The organism is Acinetobacter sp. BEC1-S18-ESBL-01 (genome assembly GCF_014169935.1).
Lineage (GTDB): Bacteria > Pseudomonadota > Gammaproteobacteria > Pseudomonadales > Moraxellaceae > Acinetobacter > Acinetobacter pittii.
In genome coordinates, this window is sequence record NZ_AP022302.1 from 3,910,100 (window position 1) to 3,932,227 (window position 22,128).

At 38.9% G+C, this 22,128-nt stretch carries 23 protein-coding genes; 11 read left to right on the forward strand and 12 right to left on the reverse strand.

Going from position 1 to position 22,128, the window contains the following annotated elements; genetic code table 11:
* Positions 1 to 8: 8 nt before the first annotated feature.
* Positions 9 to 383 carry a hypothetical protein gene (locus H7R46_RS18580; protein ID WP_014207668.1) on the forward strand — a complete coding sequence of 125 codons (375 nt, stop codon included), beginning with the start codon at positions 9 to 11 and terminating at the stop codon, positions 381 to 383.
* Positions 384 to 446: 63 nt separating this feature from the next.
* On the opposite strand, the gene H7R46_RS18585 is transcribed toward H7R46_RS18580, so the two are convergent.
* From H7R46_RS18585 to H7R46_RS18600, 4 genes are all read right to left on the reverse strand, one after another.
* On the reverse strand, positions 447 to 1,739 hold the full coding sequence (locus H7R46_RS18585; protein ID WP_197976143.1) for a lytic murein transglycosylase: 1,293 nt from the start codon (positions 1,737 to 1,739) through the stop codon (positions 447 to 449).
* Positions 1,740 to 2,427: 688 nt separating this feature from the next.
* A complete protein-coding gene (locus tag H7R46_RS18590) occupies positions 2,428 to 3,549 on the reverse strand; it encodes a 5-(carboxyamino)imidazole ribonucleotide synthase (RefSeq protein ID WP_086260968.1) in 1,122 nt (373 codons plus the stop codon).
* 9 nt (positions 3,550 to 3,558) lie between these two features.
* On the reverse strand, positions 3,559 to 4,074 hold the full coding sequence (gene purE, locus H7R46_RS18595) for a 5-(carboxyamino)imidazole ribonucleotide mutase (protein ID WP_002115451.1): 516 nt from the start codon (positions 4,072 to 4,074) through the stop codon (positions 3,559 to 3,561).
* Positions 4,075 to 4,357: 283 nt separating this feature from the next.
* Positions 4,358 to 4,720 carry a DMT family protein gene (locus tag H7R46_RS18600; RefSeq protein WP_075384089.1) on the reverse strand — a complete coding sequence of 121 codons (363 nt, stop codon included), beginning with the start codon at positions 4,718 to 4,720 and terminating at the stop codon, positions 4,358 to 4,360.
* Positions 4,721 to 4,960: 240 nt separating this feature from the next.
* Between H7R46_RS18600 and mpl the strand changes: the two genes are divergently transcribed.
* Positions 4,961 to 6,334: a UDP-N-acetylmuramate:L-alanyl-gamma-D-glutamyl-meso-diaminopimelate ligase gene (gene mpl / locus H7R46_RS18605; protein WP_086260967.1), complete on the forward strand. Its 1,374-nt coding sequence runs from the start codon at positions 4,961 to 4,963 to the stop codon at positions 6,332 to 6,334.
* Between the two features lie 67 nt (positions 6,335 to 6,401).
* Here the strand turns inward: mpl and H7R46_RS18610 are convergent, their stop codons facing one another.
* Complete coding sequence (locus H7R46_RS18610) at positions 6,402 to 7,652, reverse strand: low temperature requirement protein A (protein ID WP_086260966.1); 1,251 nt, start codon at positions 7,650 to 7,652, stop codon at positions 6,402 to 6,404.
* A 135-nt stretch (positions 7,653 to 7,787) separates the two neighbouring features.
* Here H7R46_RS18610 and H7R46_RS18615 point away from each other — a divergent pair, with 135 nt between their 5' ends.
* From H7R46_RS18615 to H7R46_RS18650, 8 genes are all read left to right on the forward strand, one after another.
* Positions 7,788 to 8,384 (forward strand): undecaprenyl-diphosphatase, encoded by a 597-nt coding sequence (locus tag H7R46_RS18615; protein ID WP_063099645.1) that lies wholly within the window; start codon positions 7,788 to 7,790, stop codon positions 8,382 to 8,384.
* 316 nt (positions 8,385 to 8,700) lie between these two features.
* Positions 8,701 to 9,657 carry a TerC family protein gene (locus tag H7R46_RS18620; protein WP_000447689.1) on the forward strand — a complete coding sequence of 319 codons (957 nt, stop codon included), beginning with the start codon at positions 8,701 to 8,703 and terminating at the stop codon, positions 9,655 to 9,657.
* A gap of 188 nt (positions 9,658 to 9,845) precedes the next feature.
* Positions 9,846 to 10,211 (forward strand): hypothetical protein, encoded by a 366-nt coding sequence (locus H7R46_RS18625; RefSeq protein WP_001256722.1) that lies wholly within the window; start codon positions 9,846 to 9,848, stop codon positions 10,209 to 10,211.
* 21 nt (positions 10,212 to 10,232) lie between these two features.
* Entirely contained in the window at positions 10,233 to 11,393 is a 1,161-nt protein-coding gene (locus tag H7R46_RS18630) for a glutathionylspermidine synthase family protein (RefSeq protein ID WP_086260965.1), read from the forward strand.
* Positions 11,394 to 11,684: 291 nt separating this feature from the next.
* Positions 11,685 to 12,740, forward strand: a complete 1,056-nt coding sequence (locus H7R46_RS18635) for an aromatic ring-hydroxylating oxygenase subunit alpha (protein ID WP_086260964.1) — start codon at positions 11,685 to 11,687, stop codon at positions 12,738 to 12,740.
* A 56-nt stretch (positions 12,741 to 12,796) separates the two neighbouring features.
* Positions 12,797 to 14,122, forward strand: coding sequence for a guanine deaminase (gene guaD / locus H7R46_RS18640; protein ID WP_075384096.1), 1,326 nt, complete (start codon positions 12,797 to 12,799; stop codon positions 14,120 to 14,122).
* Between the two features lie 214 nt (positions 14,123 to 14,336).
* On the forward strand, positions 14,337 to 14,864 hold the full coding sequence (hpt, locus tag H7R46_RS18645; protein WP_002115408.1) for a hypoxanthine phosphoribosyltransferase: 528 nt from the start codon (positions 14,337 to 14,339) through the stop codon (positions 14,862 to 14,864).
* Between the two features lie 171 nt (positions 14,865 to 15,035).
* Complete coding sequence (locus H7R46_RS18650) at positions 15,036 to 15,287, forward strand: GlsB/YeaQ/YmgE family stress response membrane protein (protein ID WP_002115476.1); 252 nt, start codon at positions 15,036 to 15,038, stop codon at positions 15,285 to 15,287.
* Between the two features lie 52 nt (positions 15,288 to 15,339).
* On the opposite strand, the gene H7R46_RS18655 is transcribed toward H7R46_RS18650, so the two are convergent.
* Together H7R46_RS18655 and dmeF are read right to left on the reverse strand one after the other, a co-directional pair.
* A complete protein-coding gene (locus H7R46_RS18655; protein ID WP_005804888.1) occupies positions 15,340 to 16,038 on the reverse strand; it encodes a DsbC family protein in 699 nt (232 codons plus the stop codon).
* A 95-nt stretch (positions 16,039 to 16,133) separates the two neighbouring features.
* Complete coding sequence (gene dmeF / locus H7R46_RS18660; protein ID WP_086260971.1) at positions 16,134 to 17,093, reverse strand: CDF family Co(II)/Ni(II) efflux transporter DmeF; 960 nt, start codon at positions 17,091 to 17,093, stop codon at positions 16,134 to 16,136.
* A 42-nt stretch (positions 17,094 to 17,135) separates the two neighbouring features.
* On the opposite strand from dmeF, the gene H7R46_RS18665 reads away from it, so the two are divergent.
* Positions 17,136 to 17,399: a metal/formaldehyde-sensitive transcriptional repressor gene (locus H7R46_RS18665; protein WP_009392876.1), complete on the forward strand. Its 264-nt coding sequence runs from the start codon at positions 17,136 to 17,138 to the stop codon at positions 17,397 to 17,399.
* Between the two features lie 48 nt (positions 17,400 to 17,447).
* On the opposite strand, the gene mnmE is transcribed toward H7R46_RS18665, so the two are convergent.
* From mnmE to rpmH, 5 genes are all read right to left on the reverse strand, one after another.
* Entirely contained in the window at positions 17,448 to 18,803 is a 1,356-nt protein-coding gene (mnmE, locus tag H7R46_RS18670; RefSeq protein WP_009392881.1) for a tRNA uridine-5-carboxymethylaminomethyl(34) synthesis GTPase MnmE, read from the reverse strand.
* Positions 18,804 to 18,893: 90 nt separating this feature from the next.
* On the reverse strand, positions 18,894 to 20,654 hold the full coding sequence (gene yidC, locus H7R46_RS18675) for a membrane protein insertase YidC (RefSeq protein WP_002115440.1): 1,761 nt from the start codon (positions 20,652 to 20,654) through the stop codon (positions 18,894 to 18,896).
* A gap of 5 nt (positions 20,655 to 20,659) precedes the next feature.
* Positions 20,660 to 20,980: a membrane protein insertion efficiency factor YidD gene (yidD, locus tag H7R46_RS18680; protein ID WP_003656027.1), complete on the reverse strand. Its 321-nt coding sequence runs from the start codon at positions 20,978 to 20,980 to the stop codon at positions 20,660 to 20,662.
* A 10-nt stretch (positions 20,981 to 20,990) separates the two neighbouring features.
* Positions 20,991 to 21,383: a ribonuclease P protein component gene (gene rnpA, locus H7R46_RS18685; protein WP_005063921.1), complete on the reverse strand. Its 393-nt coding sequence runs from the start codon at positions 21,381 to 21,383 to the stop codon at positions 20,991 to 20,993.
* A 29-nt stretch (positions 21,384 to 21,412) separates the two neighbouring features.
* On the reverse strand, positions 21,413 to 21,547 hold the full coding sequence (rpmH, locus tag H7R46_RS18690) for a 50S ribosomal protein L34 (RefSeq protein ID WP_000831329.1): 135 nt from the start codon (positions 21,545 to 21,547) through the stop codon (positions 21,413 to 21,415).
* Positions 21,548 to 22,128 lie beyond the last annotated feature (581 nt).

A 22,128-nucleotide genomic window follows, 5' to 3' on the forward strand; every position in this document is an offset into this window, starting at 1 on the left:
AAAATAGAATGGAGATCAAGATGAGTTATTATCATATCCTGATTGAAGTAAATGATCATATCAGCACAATTGAACAGACTCGCGACATTGAACTGTTTGATATTATTGAAATTAAACCATACCTCCATTCTATTTTAATTCCCTTTTTCAATGAGCATGAAATCGAGCTTGAGGATGAAAATATCGAATATAAAGATATTCTCCATCTTGAAGTAAAACAGACTCTGTTACCGATTGAACATTTAATTGAAGAAGAGCAAAAGCAATTACCAAGTGATACTGATGTCACGATCACTGCGTATGAAATCTTTAATGATCGTGATTTAAGCCAAGATGTTACGTCAGTTATTTTTGATATTTTGGAAGCAGTTAAATTAGAGTGATTATCTTATATATGTACCTATAAAAAAGGTCTGCATGAGCAGACCTTTTTTATTATTTCCAGTTTATTGCATCATTTTTTGAGCTTGTTCTTGACGGAATGCACGTAAAATTTGCTGCCCTGCCCGTCCTGTTGGATTTAAACCTAAACGAGTCTGCTCCTGACGAATAGCTACGCGGGTTTTATCTCCAATAAGACCGTCAACTGCACCAATATCATAGCCACGATTAATCAAAAACTGTTGGATTTCACGACGTTCTGCACGTGAAGTTCCCGGATCATCAGTTGGCCAAGATGCAACAAATGGCCCAGCACCTTTTAAACGATCAGATAAATGTGCAATCGCAAGTCCATAGCTTTCCGCAGCGTTATAGCTGTAGATAGCATCAAAATTCTTAAATACTAAAAATACTGGACCATTTACACCTGCAGGTGCCATTAAACCCGCTGAAGTATTGCCAGATAAAGCCCCTTGAACAAGTGGAGAACCATCAATTCGGGTCACCCCTCGTGCACTCCAGCTACTTAAAGCTTTCTTTGAACGTCGCCCTTCTCCATCAATTGACATACCTTGGGGAACTTTGACTTCAAAACCCCACGGCATTCCTGCTTGCCAACCTGCTTTATTTAAGAAATTAGCAGTTGAAGCCAGTGCATCAGCTGTACTCGACACTAAATCTCGACGACCATCTCCATCAAAATCAACAGCTAAACGTTCATAAGTAGATGGCATAAATTGAGTATGACCAAATGCCCCAGCCCATGAACCTTTCAATTGATCTTCGGTTAAATCACCACGTTGTAAAATACGCATAGTGGCAAAAAACTCAGTGCGGAAATAACTTTGTCGACGCCCTTCACAACTTAAAGTCCCGAGTGCTTGTAATAAAGGATATTTTCCAGAAATATTACCAAAATTACTTTCCACCCCCCACACTGCCACGATTGTTTCTGGCGGCACACCGTAGGTTTGAGAAGCACGGTTTAAAACATCTCGATGTTGCGCCAGTTTTTGTTTACCAAGCTCAACGCGCTCTTCATCAACTAGACCAGAAAGATAATCCCAAATTGGTGTCGAAAATTCTGGTTGATAGTTTAATTTATCAATAACTGAATAATCTGGGGTCAAGTTTTGGGTATAACGATCATAAGTTGTACCAGATACTCCAGCAGCAATTGCTTGAGAACGTAAATTTGCCAAACAGCTTTGGAAATTATTATTAGGCGTATAATCTTCGCTCGTCACTACTGGAACAGTAGCACTGCTAGATATTGTAGAACCATTAATTACGAGCTCTGCTTGAGCCTGAGTCATCGCTAAAAATACAGAGCCAACAATACAAGAAAAACGTCGCATATTATCCTAGTTCGATTTTTAAATTTAAATTTGTAAGTACCATACCATTATGAGTCCAAAATTTCAGAGAGAAAACGTAAATTTGAATTCATAATCTCTACTTTAAATTCATTTCGTATGCTTTAAATTCAAATTTTCTACTTTATTTTTGAATTTAAAATTCTTTAGATCCAAATTATTAGTTTTGAATTCAAAACCAATCCTCAAGTTTAAATTCAAAAGCGCATCTTTAAATTTAAACTACAAACCCCTCTTTATTGTGGATAACTTTATCCACAACAGAGCAAAAAACACTTCTATTTCTTAATCCTATTCTATATCTCCTTATTATTTATTACAGGCTAGAGCCTATCACCACAGAAATCCGTATTTTTTAAATTTAAAGATCAACCAAAATTTTTAAATTCAAACCCCACACCAATAGACTTCTATTTTTTGAATTTAAAAATACACCTCCAACTCTCTCATTTAAATTTAAAAATACTTTTGTGGATAACTAATTTTAAATTCAAAAACAACCAAGGCTGCCTTTTGTGATTTTAAATTCAAATTACAGTAGCTTTTTTAAATTCAAAAGTTCCAATTAAAGTTATCCACAATCCTAAAATATGTATGTTCTATTATTTTTTAAATTTAAAAGATAAAAAAAGCGATCCGAAGATCGCTTTTTAGAGAATTAAAAATACTTTTAGAGGGTCATATCTGCTGTTAAAGCGAGTGGTTCTGGCAAAATTTCTGCCAATTGACGGCATAAATTCGTCAATTCATTACTATCCACAGGCATTAAAGTGATATGGCCTAATTTGCGGCCAGCACGTTCTGACTTGTTATAAAGATGCAGATGAGCACCATTTAAGGCAAGTACATCCTCAGTTTTAGGATGTTGACCAATAATATTGATCATAACTGTTGGGCGAACAACTTCTGTTGAGCCTAATGGTAATCCTGCAACAGCTCGAATATGGTTTTCAAACTGAGAACAAACTGCGCCTTCAATTGACCAGTGGCCTGAGTTATGCACACGCGGTGCCATCTCATTTGCACACAAACCTTGTTCTGTTACAAATAGCTCGAGAGTCAGCACACCAACATAGTTAAGGTGATTCAACAAACGAGTAATGTAGTCTTGAGCAACGGGTTGCAAAGCTTCACTATTCGGTGCAGGAACAATTGAATGCGATAAAATACCATTATGATGATGGTTTTCAGCCAATGGCCAAGTTTTTACTTCACCATTTTGGCCACGTACCGCAATAATTGAAACTTCGCGAGAGAATTTAACAAAGCTTTCAGCAACTAGACTTTTTGCAGGACCAAGTTCAGCCCAAGCAGTATCAATCTGGTCTTCTGAACGAAGTACAAACTGACCTTTGCCATCATATCCACCAGTTGCAGTCTTAAGCACGATCGGCAAACCAAGCTCAACAACAGCCTTTTTCAAGCTTTCTAAGCTATCTACAGCACGATACGGCGCAACAGGAATTGTAAGCTCATCAAACAATGCTTTTTCTGACAAACGATTTTGCGCAGTTGCTAAAGCAACACGGGGAGGATGCAATGTTTTGGTTTGTGTCAAAACATCAACATCTTCAACTGGCGTATTTTCAAACTCAAGACTGAAAACATCAGCACTTTCAATAAACTGCTTTAAACCTTGCTCATCTTGGCTAGAAAAGACCTGGCCTAAAACACCTGCAGGACAATCTGTATTTGCTTCAAAAAAAGTACATTGAATATTTAATGGTAACGCTGCTTGAGCCATCATCCGGCCCAGTTGCCCACCACCAAAAATACCGATAGTTTTATCCATCTCAGCCTCTTACACCTGACCCGGAATATTTTTGCTTGCCACTTTATCAGTTTGCGCAGCACGGAAATCAGCAACATTTTTTGCGATTTCAGGACGAGTTAAACCTAAGATTTGTGCAGCCATAATTGCTGCATTCGTCGCACCAGCTGGACCAATCGCCAAAGTACCAACTGCAATACCTGCTGGCATTTGTACAATTGAAAGCAAAGAGTCTACGCCATTTAAAATTGATGATTTAACTGGCACACCTAAAACAGGTAAATCAGTTTTTGCGGCACACATTCCAGGTAAATGCGCTGCACCGCCTGCACCAGCAATAATCACTTGAATACCGCGATCACGTGCAGTTTCTGCATATTCAAATAAACGATCTGGAGTACGATGAGCAGATACCACTTCCGCTTCAAATGGGACACCAAGCTGTTTAAGCATATTGGCTGTGTTTTCGAGAGTTGCCCAATCAGATTGAGAACCCATAATAATTCCAACGAGAGGTTGAGCGTCTTGTGCTGCGGCCGCATTCATTGCTAATGTTCCAGAGACAAAAGTAAAAGAAGATAAATCTCGACGAGAGCCAAGTTTTAAATGGTTCGGAAGCCCGTTATTATAGACTGATTTTTCATCTCACGAAAATTTAACTGACCAGCTCTGTGAATATTTTTAATTTGATAGAAAAATGGCATGGTTTAACAGTGACACATTCTCAATTTTTATTAATATTAATTAATTAGATATCTGAAAGATAAGCAGGTATTTGAAAAATCAATAGCTTGTATAGAACCAATTATTCAATACAAGCTACCATAGATTACTGGCTTCTAAATACGAAATAAACACAACCAAATAGGCATAACATCGCCCATAAGTAATCGAGTTTAAAGGGTTGCTTAAACAAGAAAATCATAAAAGGTACAAACACGACCAATGTAACCACTTCCTGAGTGATCTTCATTTCACCGAGTAACCAGCCTTGCGCGCTTAACATACGAGTGGCTGGAATCATAAAACTGTATTCAAGTAAGGCAATAATCCAACCGAATAGAATCGCTTGCCAAAGTGGAGCGTGGTGCAAAAATTTAAGATGCCCATACCATGCAAGTGTCATAAAGCAGTTAGAAATAATTAATAGCGTAAAAGCTAAAACCGTTGGGCTCAAAGGCACATCCTTCATCATCACGATGATTTAAGTATTTTAACGATACAAAACATTATAAAAGATAAAACTGTAATTCAGCTTAAATCTAAAAAATAAAGCTGTAGTTTTATTAGGGTCTCAAACACATAGAACAACAACGATTTTTGACTATCTTTTCGAGTTTAGCCTTGCTATCTTTGCTGGCAAATTTATCAATAATGCACACATAGCAATTCATTTTAATGTTGTGTACAAAAGCAGTGGAGAAGGCGAGCAATGCATCTGCATATCTTGGGTATTTGTGGCACTTTTATGGGCTCTTTAGCACTTTTGGCTCGTGATTTAGGACATAAGGTAACTGGTTCCGATTTAAACGTTTACCCACCGATGTCTACCCAGTTAGAAAATGCAGGCATTACACTCATGCAAGGCTATGACCGTAGTCATTTACAGCCTCATCCGGACTTGGTTATTGTCGGCAATGCCATGAAACGTGGTATTGATGCTGTTGAATATATGCTAAACGAAGGCCTGCCATATATTTCTGGTCCACAGTTCCTTGCCGATCATGTTTTACAAGGTAAACATGTACTTGGTGTAGCAGGTACTCACGGAAAAACAACAACTACAAGTATGTTGGCTTGGGTACTTGATCAGGCTGGTTTAAATCCGGGCTTTTTAATTGGCGGTGTTCCACTTGGTTTTAGTGAAAGTGCTCGTTTAGGCGGTGGCAAATACTTCTGCGTTGAAGCCGATGAATATGACTCTGCTTTCTTTGATAAACGTTCTAAGTTTGTTCACTATCACCCAAAGACGGCGATTTTAAATAACCTTGAATTTGACCATGCCGATATTTTTGATGACCTAGCAGCAATTCAAAAGCAGTTCCATCATCTTGTGCGTACCATTCCAAGTGAAGGCCGTATTATTGCGCCAATTACTGAAACTCATATTGATGAAGTGCTTGAAATGGGTTGCTGGACACCAGTAATTCGTACAAGTCTAGAAGCGAATGAAAAAGCTGCATTGTCTGCCGAATTAATCTCAATTGATGGCAGCCATTTTAAAGTACTCGAAAATGGCAATGCCGTTGGTGAAGTCAAATGGACCATGACAGGGCAACATAGTGTAGCGAATGCTTTGGCAACCATTGCAGCTGCTCAACATGTAGGTGTTGCACTTGAAACGGCTTGTGAAGCTTTGTCTAACTTTGGCGGTGTAAAACGTCGTATGGAGTTACTCGGTACAGTGAATGGTATTGAGGTTTATGATGACTTCGCTCACCATCCAACAGCAATTGACACGACTTTAGATGGCGCACGTAAACGCTTAGGTGAACGCCGTTTATGGGCCATTATTGAACCACGTTCAAACACAATGCGTATGGGCAGTCATAAAGATGGCTTAGCACATTCAGCACGCTTAGCAGACGAAGTGATCTGGTATCAGCCAGAAGGCTTAGATTGGGATTTACAACCCGTGATTGAAGCTGCTTCCAACCATGCTCAAGTGAGCCGTTCACTTGATGAAATTATTGAGCGTATTGTCAATGAAGCAGGTGAGGGCGATGCCGTTGTGATTATGTCTAATGGTGGCTTCGGTGGCTTACATCAAAAATTAATGAGCGCATTAAAAGCAAAAGCTGCTTAAATTTCGCTTTAGATGATTCAATAAAAAATGGGTTTCAAATTGAAACCCATTTTTTTATCAGTGACTTTTAAAGCTTTTCTGGCTCTATATTGGCCATAAATTTATTAGAAACCATTAAACGTAAACTATAGACAATGCCCATCGCAAAAACGCTATATCCCACGTTATTACAAATAAAGGGAATACATAAAATAATGAGCGCTGTGATTGGATAAAACCATTTCGTGATTCCAGATAAGCATTGGAACTCATAAAGTATCCAAATACAGGTGGTATAAAGCACTACACTCACCGCAACAACTATTCCCATATATAAATCAGAAATATGCGCATGATGGGTTGTAACATCCACGGCAGCAGCAAGCGCAGCACCTACCGCAGCAATACTGACAAAGACAAAATAATGACCGTATCCCCAAACAAATGGGCGCACACCTTTAACATGATGGTGTTGTTCGCTACGGTCAAAATAAGCCCACCACATTGCGAACATCAACATCAATCCACCGACCATCAAGAAAATGGCAGGGATATTCATTGACTGAGCAGCTAAAGCATCACGTATGGCATTAAAACTACCGACAATCGACTCACCCAACACAATAATTGTGAGTAGGGCATAACGTTCTACAATATGATGAGGATGCCACGGCGTTGGAGAATATTTTTCTGCATAGATTGGAACAAATAATTCCACTACAACCAGAAATAAAAATAGAGGTATTGAAAGTACATGAGCAAAGTTAGCGACAAGCCAGCCAATTTGTACTAAGACTATACCTATTGCATAGCGATAAGCCGTAACTCGCCTTTCAGGATCATGTTTTGCTGCTCTGAGCCACTGAGTCACCAAGGCCATGCGCATGATCACATAACCGATAATGATTACATCAAAATCCTGACTACGAAACACATCAGGGATACCCGCTGCCATCACCAATGACCCTACAATCTGTATAAAGGTAAGACATCGATACAATGCATCATCGTTATCGTAAGCCGAGGCAAACCATGAAAAATTCATCCATGCCCACCACAGCGCAAAAAATACCATCAGGTAGCTTGGTAATGCATGCCAGAGGTGATTTTCAATAATTGCATGATGTAACTGCTGACCCGCTGTTGCAATCGCGACCACAAAAATTAAATCGAACAATAATTCGAGTGGAGTCGCTGCTCTATGCTGCTGATCAGGATCTCTTGGGGATAGGGGCCTCAAGCTTAATTTTTTCTGTTTTTCTTGAGTAGTCATAAAATAACGTTCTCGAATAAAGTGCCAACACGTTAACACTTTAATATTAACGCCCAGAACACGCATTAAAAAATATCTAGACCTGCTGTTTAATCTTTAATCACAAACAAACTATATTTCATTTTTGTGACAATTCTTTATCAAGACCTTAAGCTTAATTCTTTATCATAGCTCACGTTTTTGTTCTTGTTTGGAATATGAATGTCTTTAGAAACACTCAACCTTAGCTTATTCCATGTGATTAATGGGGCTCAGGATGCGAGTCAATTTATCATTCGTCTTGCTATCTTTTTTGCTAATGATCTCCTCTATATTCTCTTATTCATCCTTACATTTTTATGGTTTTATGGCGATCAAGATTTAAAAAATAGGGTCATTAAATCTGTCTTTTTAACCTGCGTATCACTTTTAGTCGGTTACGTTATTTCTTTGTTTTACCATCACGCAAGACCGTTTGTCATGGGTGTGGGTACGACTTTTATTGAACATGCACCAACGGCATCTTTTCCAAGTAATCATATGCTGATTTTTAGCACCATTGCTTTATCTTATTTATTTGCTCAGCGCAAAATAATTGGAATTATTCTTTTATTTTTATCATTTGTAGTGGCGTGGTCACGTATTTATTTAGGTGTGCATTTCCCTTTAGACATGTTAGGGGCTTTTATTGTCGCACTACTAGTCAATACAGCAGGTTATTACTTCTGGAATGCTTACGGTACAGCTTTGACCGCATTCTGTATTCACCTTTACCAAATTATATGCAAACCACTTTTAGACCGCGGTTTGATTAAATAATCCATAGATCTTTTTGCATTAGAACTACGACATTAAGTTCAGTTGCGTAATACAAAAAAATCTGCCATTCTATGTGGACTTGGATATGTTTTATCCAAAACAGAATTTAGTTTGACAAGGGGAGTAGCCTCCTCCAAACATAACAGCAATGTTATGTGTCAGATATCGTCAATACGCTTTTATTAAAAAGTCGGTATCTGAGCATCGTGAAATTCATGATGTAGGCAAGACCTTGATCATGTTGATACAGATGTTTATTCATCTGGCAACTGGTCGAGGTTTTTTTATGCCCAATTGCCGGATGTATGGAGGATTTATGGAAACAATCGGCAATTTATGGCTGTACATAGCATTCTTTGGCATAGTCATTGTGATGCTCCTGATTGACTTTTTAGGCTTTAAGCAAAAGCAAGGTCAGGATGTCTCAATTAAGCAAGCTGCTTACTGGAGTGTGGCGTGGGTAAGCGTCGCAGCCCTATTTGGTGGTGGTTTATGGCTTTACCTACAACAAACAGTTGGGGTGACCTTAGCAAACCAAAAAACCATGGAATACTTTGCGGGTTACTTACTCGAAAAGTCGCTCGCAATTGACAACGTTTTCGTCTGGTTAATGATTTTCGCAGCATTTGCTATTCCAGCTGCGCTACAACGTAAAATTTTGCTCTACGGCGTATTAGGCGCAATCGTACTGCGTACCCTCTTTATTTTTATTGGTGCATGGTTCGTTCAAGAGTTTTCTTGGGTACTTTATATCTTCGGTGCGTTCTTGGTATATACAGGCTTTAAGTTCTTAAAAGGCCAAGATGAAGAAACCAATATTGAAGATATCAAGCTTTTAAAATGGTTACGTAACCATATGCGTATTACACCACAGCTTGAAGGTGACAAATTCTTTGTACGTCAAAACGGTTTATTGTGGGCAACGCCGTTATTTCTAGTTTTGATTTTGGTTGAAGCTTCGGACGTGATTTTCGCAGTAGATTCTATTCCTGCTATTTTCGCGGTAACTAGCGACCCGTTTATTGTTTTAACAGCGAACTTAATGGCAATTTTAGGTTTACGCGCAATGTTCTTTTTGCTTGCTGGCGCTGCGACTAAGTTGCATTACTTACCGTATGGCTTAGGCATCATCTTATTGTTCATTGGTGCAAAAATGTTGTTGCTTGATGTATTCCACATGCCAATCTGGATCTCATTAAGCTTTATCGTCATAGTGTTAGCAATCACTGCTTACCTCTCTTTACGACACAACAAAAAGCAATTGCAGTCTTAATTCATCACAACAAGGCATCTACACGTGAGATGCCTTGTTATCTAAATTTTCAAAATAGACTGTACTTTAAAAAAACAGATTAATATTATATGCCAACTTAAAATTTATCTTTCCTAATCAGAAACATAATAGATAACAGCTATTCGGTATTTTATGCCGAACATACTTATTAAAATGTGTGGAGTCTCATGCGTTCTAAAAAAATTAATCTTGTCGTTGTCCCTCTATTACTCACGGCATGTAGCCATAATGATGGTCCTTTAGTACAAGACGTATATAACAACCAATATGACTGTGCTCGCGACTGGAATAATGAAACATGTAAACAAGAAAATAGCTCCAGTGGACATGGTTCTAGCTATATTGGTAGTCGCTATTTAGGTCCTGCGTATTATCGAAATAATCGGGAAGTTTCTTTTCGCGGCAATACCTTACATCCTTACAGCAATTTGAGTGTAGGCCGACCAGTTATTTCAAGCACAGCGAAAAGCGCGTCTTCTTCATCCCCAATTCGTGGTGGCTTTGGCCGTAGCGGTTTTTCTTTCGGCGGCTAAGTCTTTAGGCATTCACTTAATATGAAAAGAAAAATATTTACTCCACGACCAGACTGGCAAGTGGAACATCAAAATATTGGTTTTGATTATTTTAATTTACCTTCTCTTGATGGCTCAATTTACTGGTCTGAAGGAGTTGCTTATGAGTTTACCCTTAAGCAGATTGAACAACTTGAAGATGCGGCAAATGAACTGCATCAGATGTGTTTATTGATAGTAGGAGACCTTATTCAACGGGGCGACTATCCTGCTTATTTTCAAATTCCTGAAACAGCTATAAACCATATTGAACATTCATGGAAACAAAATGCCCCCATGCTATATGGCCGCTTTGATTTCGCTTACGATGGGCGAAATATCAAAATGCTGGAATATAATGCCGACACACCGACTGGCTTACTCGAAGCCTCTGTCGCGCAATGGCTGTGGATAGAACAAGTCTCAGGCATTGCAAACCGAGATCAATTCAATAGTATTCATGAAGACCTGATTAAACGCTGGAAAACAATTTTACCGCGTGCTAGCCAAGTGCATTTTGCTGCTTGTCAGGAGGCTGGAAGGGAAGACTGGGGTAATTTAGAGTACTTGATGGATACCGCTTATCAAGCTCATCTACAAGTTTCCGAGCTTTCTATGGAGAACATAGGCTGGAACGGGCAAGATTTTGTTGATCTCCATAATCAGCCCATTCAAAATATATTTAAGCTCTACCCATGGGAATGGATCTGGGAAGAAGCATTTTCTCAATATATCCACCCACAAACACAGTGGATTGAACCCTGCTGGAAAATGTTACTTTCAAATAAAGCGATTTTGGTTGAGCTTTGGAAGCGTTATCCAAACCATCCATTGTTGGTCGAAACCCATACCTATGACCCGCAACAAGCGTTGTCTGGCAAATGGGTGAAAAAGCCGATTTTGGCAAGGGAAGGGGCCAATATTCGAGTTTTACAAGACGGCCATGACCAAGGCGCGGCTTCTGGTAGCTTTTATTTTGATGACTATGACAAATACGGTTATGTCGTACAGAAATGGGTAGATACCCCATTATTTTCAGGGCAACTACCTACACTCGGTTTATGGATGGTTGGACATCAATGCGCCGGCATGTCTATTCGTGAAGATTGCTATGACATTATTGGTAATGATGCTCACTTTGCAGCACATTATTTTGTCGAGTAATAAGTACCTAGAGGTATTTTAAAAAGCACTTTTTAGGTGCTTTTTTATTATGCTTGATTCGCAATCAAACAGAGCATTTTACGTATATAGCGATAATGAATATTTATTTTTAAAGCTAAATTAGAACAAAAATTCAAAAATATAATGACTTAATATTATGTAATTTAATAATTTTATTCTTATTTCTTCAATTAAAAATCAATATTGGCAAGCTCCTTGCATCTCCTAAAAAGAAAAAAGCCTAGATTTTAAGGGCTCGTGAGAGCCCTGATTTTTTTAAGGAGTGATGCCATGAATGCGATTCCAACTTTAACGCCCCTTGCCATGCCGTGTAACAGCAGTTTTGAAGCAAAAGATTGGGAAATTTTATCTACTCACTGGTATCCCGTCGCACGTACTCAAGATGTCTCTACTGCACCTCAACGAGTCACGCTACTAGACGTCAATATGGCGTTATATAAAACAGAAAGTGGGGAAATTCATCTGGTTCGAGATATTTGCCCACATCGTGGGGTGCCATTAACCAAAGGTTGGGTGGATGGTGAGGAGATTGTCTGTCCTTATCATGGTCTACGCTATAACACCGAAGGGAAATGTACCCAAATACCAGCTCAGCCCGAACTAACTAAAATTTCTGATCGTTTTTCTCTGACCAAATTTCCAGTTGTACAAAGATATGGTCTCATTTGGACCAGTATTCATGGTCGTGATATTGCTCAAGCTAATATTCCTATATTAAATACTTGGGACCACGCAGAGCATCAAGCGATTTTACCGCCTTTCGTCGATATTGGTGGTTCTAGTGGACGTCAACTTGAAGGGTTTATTGATGTCGCTCATTTTGCGTGGGTACATCACAATGCCTTTGCGAATCGCGATAATCCCATCGTCCCTAAATATCACACTGAACGTACCGACTATGGCTTAAAAACGGTCTATATCAGCAATGTCAGTAATTATCCGCATGAACTAAAACATCTCGAGCCAGAAGGCTTTTTGTGGAAGCGCACCTTTGATGTCTATCCACCTTTTTCAGCCGTCCTTACAGTCGATTTTCCAGAAGGTGGGGTCTTAAAAATCTTGAATGCGTGCTGTCCTATTTCAATCAATAAAACCCGTTTATTTGTTCCACTCACCCGTAACTTTGATCAGACAGGTGATTTAGAAAAGGTATATGCGTTTAATGCCCAAATTTTTGCCGAAGACCAAGATATGGTCGAATCACAAAAGCCAGAAGAACTGCCGCTTGATTTAATGATGGAAGCACATTTTGAAGCAGACCGTTCATCAACGACTTATCGACGGATTTTGGCTGAATGGGGACTAAGTAAGCGTTATACCGTTTAAATATTGGCTAACTGGGGTACAATCAATCGAAAAAAGTGAAAATATAAAGGCTTTCCATGTCATTGATCGCAAATACCACCGTTGTGCGTGGTCGTTTTTTAGATATTCAGCAAACCGTCTCTGAGCCAACTGATATTCCAAATCAAGTGCGTTATTTAGAAGATGGTGTATTGATTAGTGAACATGGAAAAATCAAATGGTTTGGTGCATGGGAAGATGCTCAAGCGCATCTACCTGCTGGGGTTGAGATTCAACATTATCCAGAACAATTGATTGTACCCGGCTTTATTGATACCCATATTCACTTCCCGCAAACCGAAATGGTGGGAGCTTACGGCGAGCAACTTTTAAGCTGGCTCAATACTTATACTTTCCCAACCGAAACCCAGTTTCAGGATAAAGCATATGCAAGTGAAATTGCCCAATTCTTTGTTCAAGAGCTACTGAAACACGGTACAACCACGGCCCTCGTTTTCTGTACAGTTCACCCCGAGTCTGTTGATGCCTTATTTGAAGCCGCAGAACACGTTCAGATGCGTTTAATTGCTGGTAAGGTACTCATGGACCGCCATGCACCTGAAGCGCTTTGTGATACGCCAGAAACAGCTTACAGCGACACCAAAGCACTGATTGAGAAATGGCATGGTAAGGGCCGTGCTCTCTATGCGATTACTCCACGTTTTGCACCAACGTCTACACCTGAACAGTTAGAAAGAGCAGGGCAGTTAAAACAAGAATTTCCAGATGTTTATGTACATACCCATTTAAGTGAAAACAAAGATGAAATCGCTTGGGTGAAATCTTTATTTCCAGAACAAGCAGGCTATTTAGATGTTTATCAACATTATGGCCTGACTGGTAAACGTTCTGTATTTGCTCATTGCGTTCACTTAGAAGATCAAGAATGGCAATGTATGCATGATACACAATCGGCTATTGCATTTTGCCCAACGTCAAACCTGTTCTTAGGCAGTGGTTTATTTCCACTGAAAAAAACTTGGGAAAAACAAGTGAAAGTAGGCTTAGGGACAGATATCGGTGCTGGTACATCATTTAGTTTGCTGCAAACCGTTAACGAGGCTTATAAGGTTCAGCAGTTACAAGGTGATAAACTTTCAGCTTATGAAGCGCTCTATCATGCAACTTTAGGTGGAGCAAAAGCGCTTGATTTACAAGATCAGTTAGGCAACTTCAATGTCGGTAAAGAAGCAGACTTTGTGGTGCTGAATCTCAAGCCAACAGCATTACAGGAACTTCGCCAGTCTAAATCCAAATCTGTTGAAGACTCACTGTTTGCATTATTCACTTTAGGTGATGACCGTAATATTGAGGCGACTTATATTTATGGAAACCGTGCTTATCAAAAAGAAACAGCCAAATAAAAAAGGCATTGTTAAGTTTTTGTTATTATTTGGAATATGTGCTCTTGCATTAAAGCGTGATCGACATAATCCGCAAAATGATAAAATTTCACAGCCATCAAAGGGTGCATGAAACGTCATTTTGCTTTAAAATTTTACCATTAACTCAGATTTTCGAGGTGTTGCAGGTCAACACCTTTTTTATTTTTTCTTTTATATCTTGTAGGAATCTGCCATGACTGTTGCAATGAGCATCATGATTTCAACCGAAGAAATTCAAGCAAAAGTCAAAGAGCTCGGCGAGCAAATTAACGCTCACTATGCAAATAGTGATAAAGAATTAGTTCTTATTGGACTACTTCGTGGTTCTGTTATTTTCATGGCAGACTTGTGCCGTACGATTACCAAACCGCATGAACTTGACTTCATGACAGTGTCTAGCTACGGCGGCGGTACGACTTCAAGTCGAGATGTCAAAATCTTAAAAGATCTTGACGGTGAAATTCGCGGTAAAGATGTATTGGTTGTTGAAGACATTATCGACTCAGGCAATACCTTAAGCAAAGTCGTTGAAATGTTGCAAACTCGCGAGCCAAATTCGATTCAATTGTGCACATTAGTGAGTAAACCATCTCGCCGTGAAATTGATCTTGAAGTGAAATTTTTAGGTTTTGAAGTTGAAGACAGATTCATTGTGGGTTACGGCTTAGACTACGATCAAAAATATCGCCACTTGCCATTTATTGGTGAAATTGGTTTATAAATTTCAGAGAAATAGCACCGCAAGGTGCTATTTTTTATATAAAGCCTTAGCTTTGAACAAAAAAGACACAAAAAGTCGCAATCTGCTACAGACAAAATAGACAGCTCTACCGCACGATAGAATATGAAGCAAAATCATTAACTTCATCAAAAAAACAACTGGAGAACAAATATGTGGTCACTTATTGTTGCTATTGTAGTTGGTTTCTTTGCTGGCTTAATCGCTCGTGCTTTGCATCCTGGGGATGATAAAGCAGGTTTCATCGTAACTACCTTGATTGGTATTGCAGGTTCACTTCTAGCCACTTATGGTGGTCGTTTACTTGGACTTTACGGCGAAAACTCAGCTGCAGGCTTTATCGCATCCGTGATTGGTGCCATTGTTATTCTTTTTATCTACAACTTGATTGCACGAAAAAGCTAAACTTTAATTCATTTATAAAAAAAGCACCTTATGGTGCTTTTTTTAATTTATTTTAAAGACCTAACTCTTTCCATACGGCCTGAATTTCTTCAGCAGAGCGTGCGCCAACCAGTTTGAAACCATTCGCAAAAATTAGGGTAGGGGTGCCGTTAAAGCCGAGTTTTTTTCCTAATTCCAAATTACGGTCAATTGGGTTTGCACAGCTCGTAACTGTTGGTTTAACACCTTGCTGAATCAGTTTTTTCCATGAATAAGATTGATTTGGTGCACACCAAACCTGTCTAGAAACCACAATAGACTGAGGTTTTAAAGGATAGATGAACGTATAAATAGTCACATCTTTAAGCTTATCGAGTTCAGGTTCAAGCTGCTTACAATAAGGACAATTTGGATCAGAAAATACTGCTAAAACATGCTGGCCATTACCTTTGACTGTTTTAATTGCATCTTTTAAAGGCAGTTGTTTCCAATCAATTGAGTTCTGTCCTAAAACTAGATCTTTGGTTAAGTTCTTTTGGTCTTTTAACCGAATCATAGAGCCTACAAACATATGTTGCCCATCTTCACCAACATAAATGATTTGTTGATCCAAATTAGCGCTATATAGCCCGGGCATTTCAGTTTTCTGAATATTGCTAATTTTCAAATTAGGATATTGTTTTTTAATATTTTCCCTAACCGTATCTACATTAGCAAAACTCACACTTGTAGTTAGGCTAAATAACGCCAATATTCCTAATTTTTTAAGCATAAAACTGACTCATAGGTAGGAGAGGAGATCATTTTAATCAGTTCAGCTTTTTAAAACAGAAATGATTACCGAGTTATAACCAAACTGCCACTCATTTATGCCAATGTTTCACGTGGAACATAAATAGGTTTTAGAGTATTAATTTCTACCGATATATGCACAATTTCATCATGAATTGATAAAGCATGACGAATCTGATCTGCGGTTAAAGAAATATCATCAGTTTCGAGTGCCAAAATACAAGAAAACTTACCTTTCGCGACTTTCCAGACATGAATATCCGTAATTTCAATATATTTAGGAAACTCAGCAATTACTTCACGGATCTCTTCAACTACCGGATGATCCATTTCTGCGTCTAAAAGGGTTTTTCCTGTCTCTTTCATTAATCCCAGAGACCATTTTGCAACCAAAATAGCACCTAAAATTCCTAAAAGTGCATCTAAAAAATCCCATCCGAAATATTTACCTGCGAAAAGCGCAATAATTGCAAAAACAGAAGTTACTGCATCTGCAACTACATGTAAAAATGCAGCTTTTTGGTTTAAATCATGGTGGTGATAACCATGTTCATGCTCGTGATGGTGCCCATCATCGTGAAGTAACCATGCGCAAATCAAGTTAATGACCAAACCTAAAATTGCAATCGGAATCGCTTCATTATAAAAAATTTCAACTGGATTAAATAAACGTTGGATCGACTGAAACGCCATAAAAATGGCGACAACCATAAGCAAAATTGCACTGCTATAACCCGCTAAAATCTCGATTTTCCAAGTTCCGAAACTAAACCGACGATCTTTGGAATAATGACGAGCCGCGCGATAGGCAAAATAGGCTAAACCGAGAGCCAACATATGGGAACTCATATGCCAACCATCAGCCAAAAGTGCCATTGAATTGAAAAACCATCCACCGAATATTTCTAACACCATCATAGATGCCGTTAAAACCGTTGCAATCAAAATACGTTTTTGTGCAAGTGGATTTCCTTCATCAAACTGATGTTGATGATGACGTGATACACTATGATCCTGCATAATATTTAAACCCAACATACTCCCTACCAGTATATTGAATTATACAAGAGAACACAGATGAGTCACATTGGTCAGGATAAAAAAATAGTTAATCGTGTAAAACGACTAAAAGGACAAATCAACAGCATTGAGCATGCTGTTGAACAGCCAGATATTTCATGCATAGAAATACTACAACAAGTTGCTGCAATTAAAGGGGCAATAAACGGTTTGATGAGTGAATTAATGGAACAGCATTTACATCATCACGTGCTCAAAGATGCACAAGTTGATCAAAATGAGCTAGATGAGTTTTTAAAGGTTCTAAAAAGATACGGTTAACAAGGTGACTGAATGACACAGCCATGTGCATCATTCAGAATTTTGTAATTATTTTCCAATACAGAATGAACCAAAAATCTTGCCTAAGAGGTCATCGGCACTAAAATCACCGGTAATTTCACCTAAAGCATTTTGGGCAAGACGTAGTGACTCAGCAACCAGTTCACCTGCGTTAAACACAACAAGTTGCTCACGTGCTTCTGAAAGATAGAGCTGCGTGCGCTTCATTGCGTCTAAATGACGTGTTCTTGCAATAAAGGTGTCTTCCTCAGGGTGGAAGCCTGCATGCGCTGTAATCGCGTCTACGAGGCCTTGTACGCCCATCTCTTGTTTTGCAGAAACAGTTATATGACGGAAACCTTGAAAATCACTTATTTCAGCTAATTGACCAGTTAAATCGCATTTATTACCAATTAACATTAAACGACGCGGTTCAATATGTTCCGCAAAATACTCTTGAGCGAGTTTTAATGGGTCATCACCTTGGTTTAAATCATAAACCAGCAATAACAAATCAGCTTGTTCAATTTCTTTGATTGCACGACGAATCCCTTCTTTCTCAACGATGTCACCTGTTTCACGAAGCCCCGCAGTATCTGTTAAGGTGATTGGTAGACCATTTAAACTAATTTTTTCATGTAAAACATCACGAGTAGTACCAGCAATATCGGTCACAATTGCACGCTCAACACCAGCAAGTGCATTCAACAAGCTCGACTTACCCGCATTTGGTTTACCTGCAATAACGACTTGCAAACCTTCACGGAGTAATTGACCTTGTCGTGCAGAGGTTTGAACAGCATGTACTGACTGCTGAACATCTTCAAGTAAAGCTAAAATTTTGCCATCTGCCAAGAAATCGATTTCTTCTTCAGGAAAATCAATTGCTGCTTCAACATGCAAGCGTAAATGAATCAGTTTTTCTAAAACAGTATTAATTTTTGTTGAAAATGCGCCTTGTAAAGAGCGAACCGCAGAGCGTGCCGCAGCTTGCGAAGTCGCATCAATCAAGTCGGCAATCGCTTCCGCTTGTACCAAGTCCATCTTGCCATTTTCAAAAGCACGCATGGAAAATTCGCCGGCTTTTGCAGCAATTGCACCAAGCTCAAATAGACGTCCAAGCAAGGCATTTTGGATGACTGGACCGCCGTGACCTTGTAGCTCTACAACATCTTCACCTGTAAACGAGTGAGGATTGGGAAAGCATAGAACAATCCCTTCATCCATAATACTGCCATCAGCATCATAAAATTTACGGAAACCCGCCATACGCGCTTCTGGCAAGTTTTTTTGTGTCAGGTTTTGAGCAATTTCATAAGCCTTAGGTCCAGATAGGCGAATCACGCCCACACCACCACGCCCAGGTGGCGTTGCAATTGCGGCAATCGTGGTTTGACTTTGCATATTATTCACCTAAAAACCTAAAATCCAGCCAAAGAAAAATCCGCCTAAGATTACCATCTTAAGCGGATTTATTCAGCAAAAGTTCAACGATTAAGAAGCTGATTCAGTCTTATTGATACGACTTTTCTCAACGCTCTTATTAATAAACGACTGCTGTAAAATAGTAATACTGTTGTTCACAATCCAGTACAGTACGAGACCGGCAGGGAAGAACAACATAAATACCGTGAACATAATCGGCATAATGCGGAACACTTTTGCCTGCATCGGATCAGCGGGTTGCGGGTTCAACATTTGCTGTGCAAACATGGTAGCACCCATGATTAACGGCAAGATGAACCAAGGATCCATTGCTGACAAGTCCTGAATCCAACCTAACCATGGTGCGTGACGTAATTCCACACTTTCCATGAGTACCCAGTACAAAGCAAGGAAAATTGGCATTTGTAGCAACAATGGTAAACAACCTGAAAGTGGATTTACTTGTTCACGCTTGTATAAAGCCATCATTTCTTGCGAGAAGCGCATACGGTCTTCACCGAACTCTTCTTTCATGCGTTGCATTTCTGGTGCAATCACACGCATTTTCGCCATAGAACGATAACTTTTTGAAGATAAAGGCCACAAGATCATCTTCACCATAATGGTAAGCAAGATGATTGACCATCCCCAGTTGCCCACAATGCTATGGAAGAATTGAAGACCTAAGAACAAGAGTTTAGCAATCGGCCATAACCAACCATAATCAACAGTTTGATTTAAACCAACAGCTAAATCTTTTAATTCAGATTGTACTTTCGGACCTGAATAAAGTTTTGCATCCACTTCCATTGAAGTGCCTGCAGGAACATTAATCACTGGTGAGGTAAAACCAATGATATTCATGTGATCAGCAGATTGACGAGATTCAAGCTTAGCTACATAAGGCTGACCATTAGCTTGAGTCAGCTTAAGGTTTCCAGGAATCCAAGCACTTACAAAATAATGCTGAACAATCGCAACCCATCCACCTTTCGCTTCAGTATTTACTTTTTCTTCTGAGAAATTAGCAAATTTAAGCTTGTTGTAATGTGCATCAGGCGTTCCCCAAGCTCCACCTAAGAAAGTTCCTAGAGTGAAAATACCTTGAGAAGATTTACCTGGATCTTCAGAATTATCGCGCTTTAATTGTCCAAACATCTGACCTTGCCAGCTTTGTTGGCTACGGTTAATGACTTGATGTTTTACAACAATTGGATATTGACCTTGAGTAAAGGTAAAAGTTTTAATAATTTCAACGCCTTCAGGTGTTTTAAATACCATTGGAACGTTTAAAACTTTTTCAGATTGACCCTTTTGGTCCTGTACACCTTTAGCATCAGCCAAAGTATATGATGTCTTTTCAACAGCATATAATGGACGACCACCACGACTACTATCTGGTCCATTCAAACCAATTAAGCCAGATTGAGCAACATATGTACGCTTGGCATCATTTTCAAGCATAACAAAAGGTTGATCGCTGTCTTTGCTTTTGTCGTGTGAGAGTAATTCAATACGAACAATATCACCACCTTTTGGATTGATCCAAATATGGTAAAGGTCAGTTTGTACTGAAATAAGCTGTTGATTCACAGGTGCAGTTGCATCTGTGGTTTGTGACTGCGCAATATTTGCTTGTGGCACATCGGAAGCCACTGTTGCATTTTTAGCATTTGGCAAATCAGCAGATACTTCATGCGAACTTACAGCTGCCGCTTGTTGTTGCGGAGCAGTTGCAGCATTTCCATAATCTTTTTGCCAAGCCAAAATGAGCAAATATGCGGTGACAAACATGGCCCCGAGAATTGCAAACCTGGCCCATTGTTGCATATCTATTACCCCAAATGGTTAGAGAGATTTTGCTTCAGTAAACGATCACGAAAGGGTACAGCAACATGATGCGTTTGAGAATCTATTTGATGAAACGAAATAAAACGAATTGCTTTTGGCGGTACCGGATCATATCCAGATCCTCCCCACGGATGACAACGACAAATCCGTTTAGAAGATAACCAAACGCCTTTTATCGCACCATGAGTTTGCAATGCTTCTATCGCATATTGGGAACAAGTCGGGATATAACGACAACGGGGTCCAAGAAGCGGACTAATCGCAATTTGATACAGTCGAATCAACCAACGTAGAAAACGGACCATTGGCTATCTCTTAATTCTGCGAGGTTGTGCCAACTTTAGAATGTTTTTTTGCTAAGCGCTGTAATTTTTGCCAAGCAAAGTCTAATTGTTGATATAGCTCAGCATTCGTAATCGTTTCTATACCAACTTTCGGCATCACCACAACATCTATGTCTGATCCAAAATTCGGCTGATGTAGACGAAAGCTCTCACGAGCAAGACGTTTTATTCGATTTCTTTCATGCGCTCGGCGCACTTTTTTCTTAGCAACAACAATACCCAAACGGCTTTTAGGCTGTTCGGTTAATTTTGCAAGAAATAAAAAATGGGGTTGATGCACTTTAAAAAGCGCACCATCAAATACACTTTTATAATCTGCAGCACAGCGTATTCGCACGTCTGTGCTAAAACTGTAAAGTGTCATCACACCCAAGTCTGGTCAGCGTAACAGTATTAAACAGTTAAGCTATGACGACCTTTTGCACGACGACGAGCTAATACTTGACGACCAGCTTTAGTTGCCATACGAGCACGGAAACCATGAACGCGTTTACGCTTTAATTCAGATGGTTGGAAAGTACGTTTCATATTGAAACTCCCAAAAATGATCTTTCTATAAAGGTCCGCGATTTTATTGTGCAATGTTTACGCTGTCAATGAAAAACCAAGAAAGTTTTGTATTTAACCCAAATTTTTAATCTCTTCTCTTCTTTTTATCACAGTCATAATTCAGTGCAATATATAGCTTTAAAAGTTATACACAAAGTAATTGTCTATTTTTATTAGAACTTTTAATATATACACACCTTATATACATATTTATCAACAAAACAAGATACCATCTTGGTTTGGATTTGCTGTATTTGAATTTAAATTCATATTTTGCAGTTATCCACAAAAGATCACCACCATATTAAATAAATTCAAATTTAGAAATTTAAATTTATTCTTATTAGGGATAACTTTTTCTGTGGATTTTGCACTTTTAAATTTAAAAAACATATATTTGAGTTGTTGATAACTCTGTTTTTACTATATTTATGGATTGTGGATAAGTTTATGTGTTAATTTATCCACAGGTTGTGCAAAAAGTTATACACAAACCATTTTGAATTTAAATTTATTCACAAGAGATTTCTTTTTAGACAAAATCAACTGAAATCGCCATG

Excerpts from the sequence above, each read along its gene's own strand:
- purE (WP_002115451.1), bottom strand. The coding sequence starts at position 4,074 with ATGAATGCGGCCGCAGCACAAGACGCTCAACCTCTCGTTGGAATTATT.
- H7R46_RS18610 (WP_086260966.1), bottom strand. The coding sequence starts at position 7,652 with ATGCGTGTTCTGGGCGTTAATATTAAAGTGTTAACGTGTTGGCACTTT.
- yidC (WP_002115440.1), bottom strand. The coding sequence starts at position 20,654 with ATGCAACAATGGGCCAGGTTTGCAATTCTCGGGGCCATGTTTGTCACC.
- rpmH (WP_000831329.1), bottom strand. The coding sequence starts at position 21,547 with ATGAAACGTACTTTCCAACCATCTGAATTAAAGCGTAAACGCGTTCAT.
- H7R46_RS18650 (WP_002115476.1), top strand. The coding sequence starts at position 15,036 with ATGTGGTCACTTATTGTTGCTATTGTAGTTGGTTTCTTTGCTGGCTTA.
- H7R46_RS18600 (WP_075384089.1), bottom strand. The coding sequence starts at position 4,720 with ATGAAGGATGTGCCTTTGAGCCCAACGGTTTTAGCTTTTACGCTATTA.
- rnpA (WP_005063921.1), bottom strand. The coding sequence starts at position 21,383 with ATGACACTTTACAGTTTTAGCACAGACGTGCGAATACGCTGTGCTGCA.
- H7R46_RS18590 (WP_086260968.1), bottom strand. The coding sequence starts at position 3,549 with ATGGATAAAACTATCGGTATTTTTGGTGGTGGGCAACTGGGCCGGATG.
- mnmE (WP_009392881.1), bottom strand. The coding sequence starts at position 18,803 with ATGCAAAGTCAAACCACGATTGCCGCAATTGCAACGCCACCTGGGCGT.
- H7R46_RS18625 (WP_001256722.1), top strand. The coding sequence starts at position 9,846 with ATGCGTTCTAAAAAAATTAATCTTGTCGTTGTCCCTCTATTACTCACG.
- H7R46_RS18580 (WP_014207668.1), top strand. The coding sequence starts at position 9 with ATGGAGATCAAGATGAGTTATTATCATATCCTGATTGAAGTAAATGAT.
- H7R46_RS18665 (WP_009392876.1), top strand. The coding sequence starts at position 17,136 with ATGAGTCACATTGGTCAGGATAAAAAAATAGTTAATCGTGTAAAACGA.
- H7R46_RS18615 (WP_063099645.1), top strand. The coding sequence starts at position 7,788 with ATGTCTTTAGAAACACTCAACCTTAGCTTATTCCATGTGATTAATGGG.
- H7R46_RS18655 (WP_005804888.1), bottom strand. The coding sequence starts at position 16,038 with ATGCTTAAAAAATTAGGAATATTGGCGTTATTTAGCCTAACTACAAGT.
- H7R46_RS18585 (WP_197976143.1), bottom strand. The coding sequence starts at position 1,739 with ATGCGACGTTTTTCTTGTATTGTTGGCTCTGTATTTTTAGCGATGACT.
- guaD (WP_075384096.1), top strand. The coding sequence starts at position 12,797 with ATGTCATTGATCGCAAATACCACCGTTGTGCGTGGTCGTTTTTTAGAT.
- H7R46_RS18620 (WP_000447689.1), top strand. The coding sequence starts at position 8,701 with ATGGAAACAATCGGCAATTTATGGCTGTACATAGCATTCTTTGGCATA.
- yidD (WP_003656027.1), bottom strand. The coding sequence starts at position 20,980 with ATGGTCCGTTTTCTACGTTGGTTGATTCGACTGTATCAAATTGCGATT.
- mpl (WP_086260967.1), top strand. The coding sequence starts at position 4,961 with ATGCATCTGCATATCTTGGGTATTTGTGGCACTTTTATGGGCTCTTTA.
- hpt (WP_002115408.1), top strand. The coding sequence starts at position 14,337 with ATGACTGTTGCAATGAGCATCATGATTTCAACCGAAGAAATTCAAGCA.
- H7R46_RS18630 (WP_086260965.1), top strand. The coding sequence starts at position 10,233 with ATGAAAAGAAAAATATTTACTCCACGACCAGACTGGCAAGTGGAACAT.
- H7R46_RS18635 (WP_086260964.1), top strand. The coding sequence starts at position 11,685 with ATGAATGCGATTCCAACTTTAACGCCCCTTGCCATGCCGTGTAACAGC.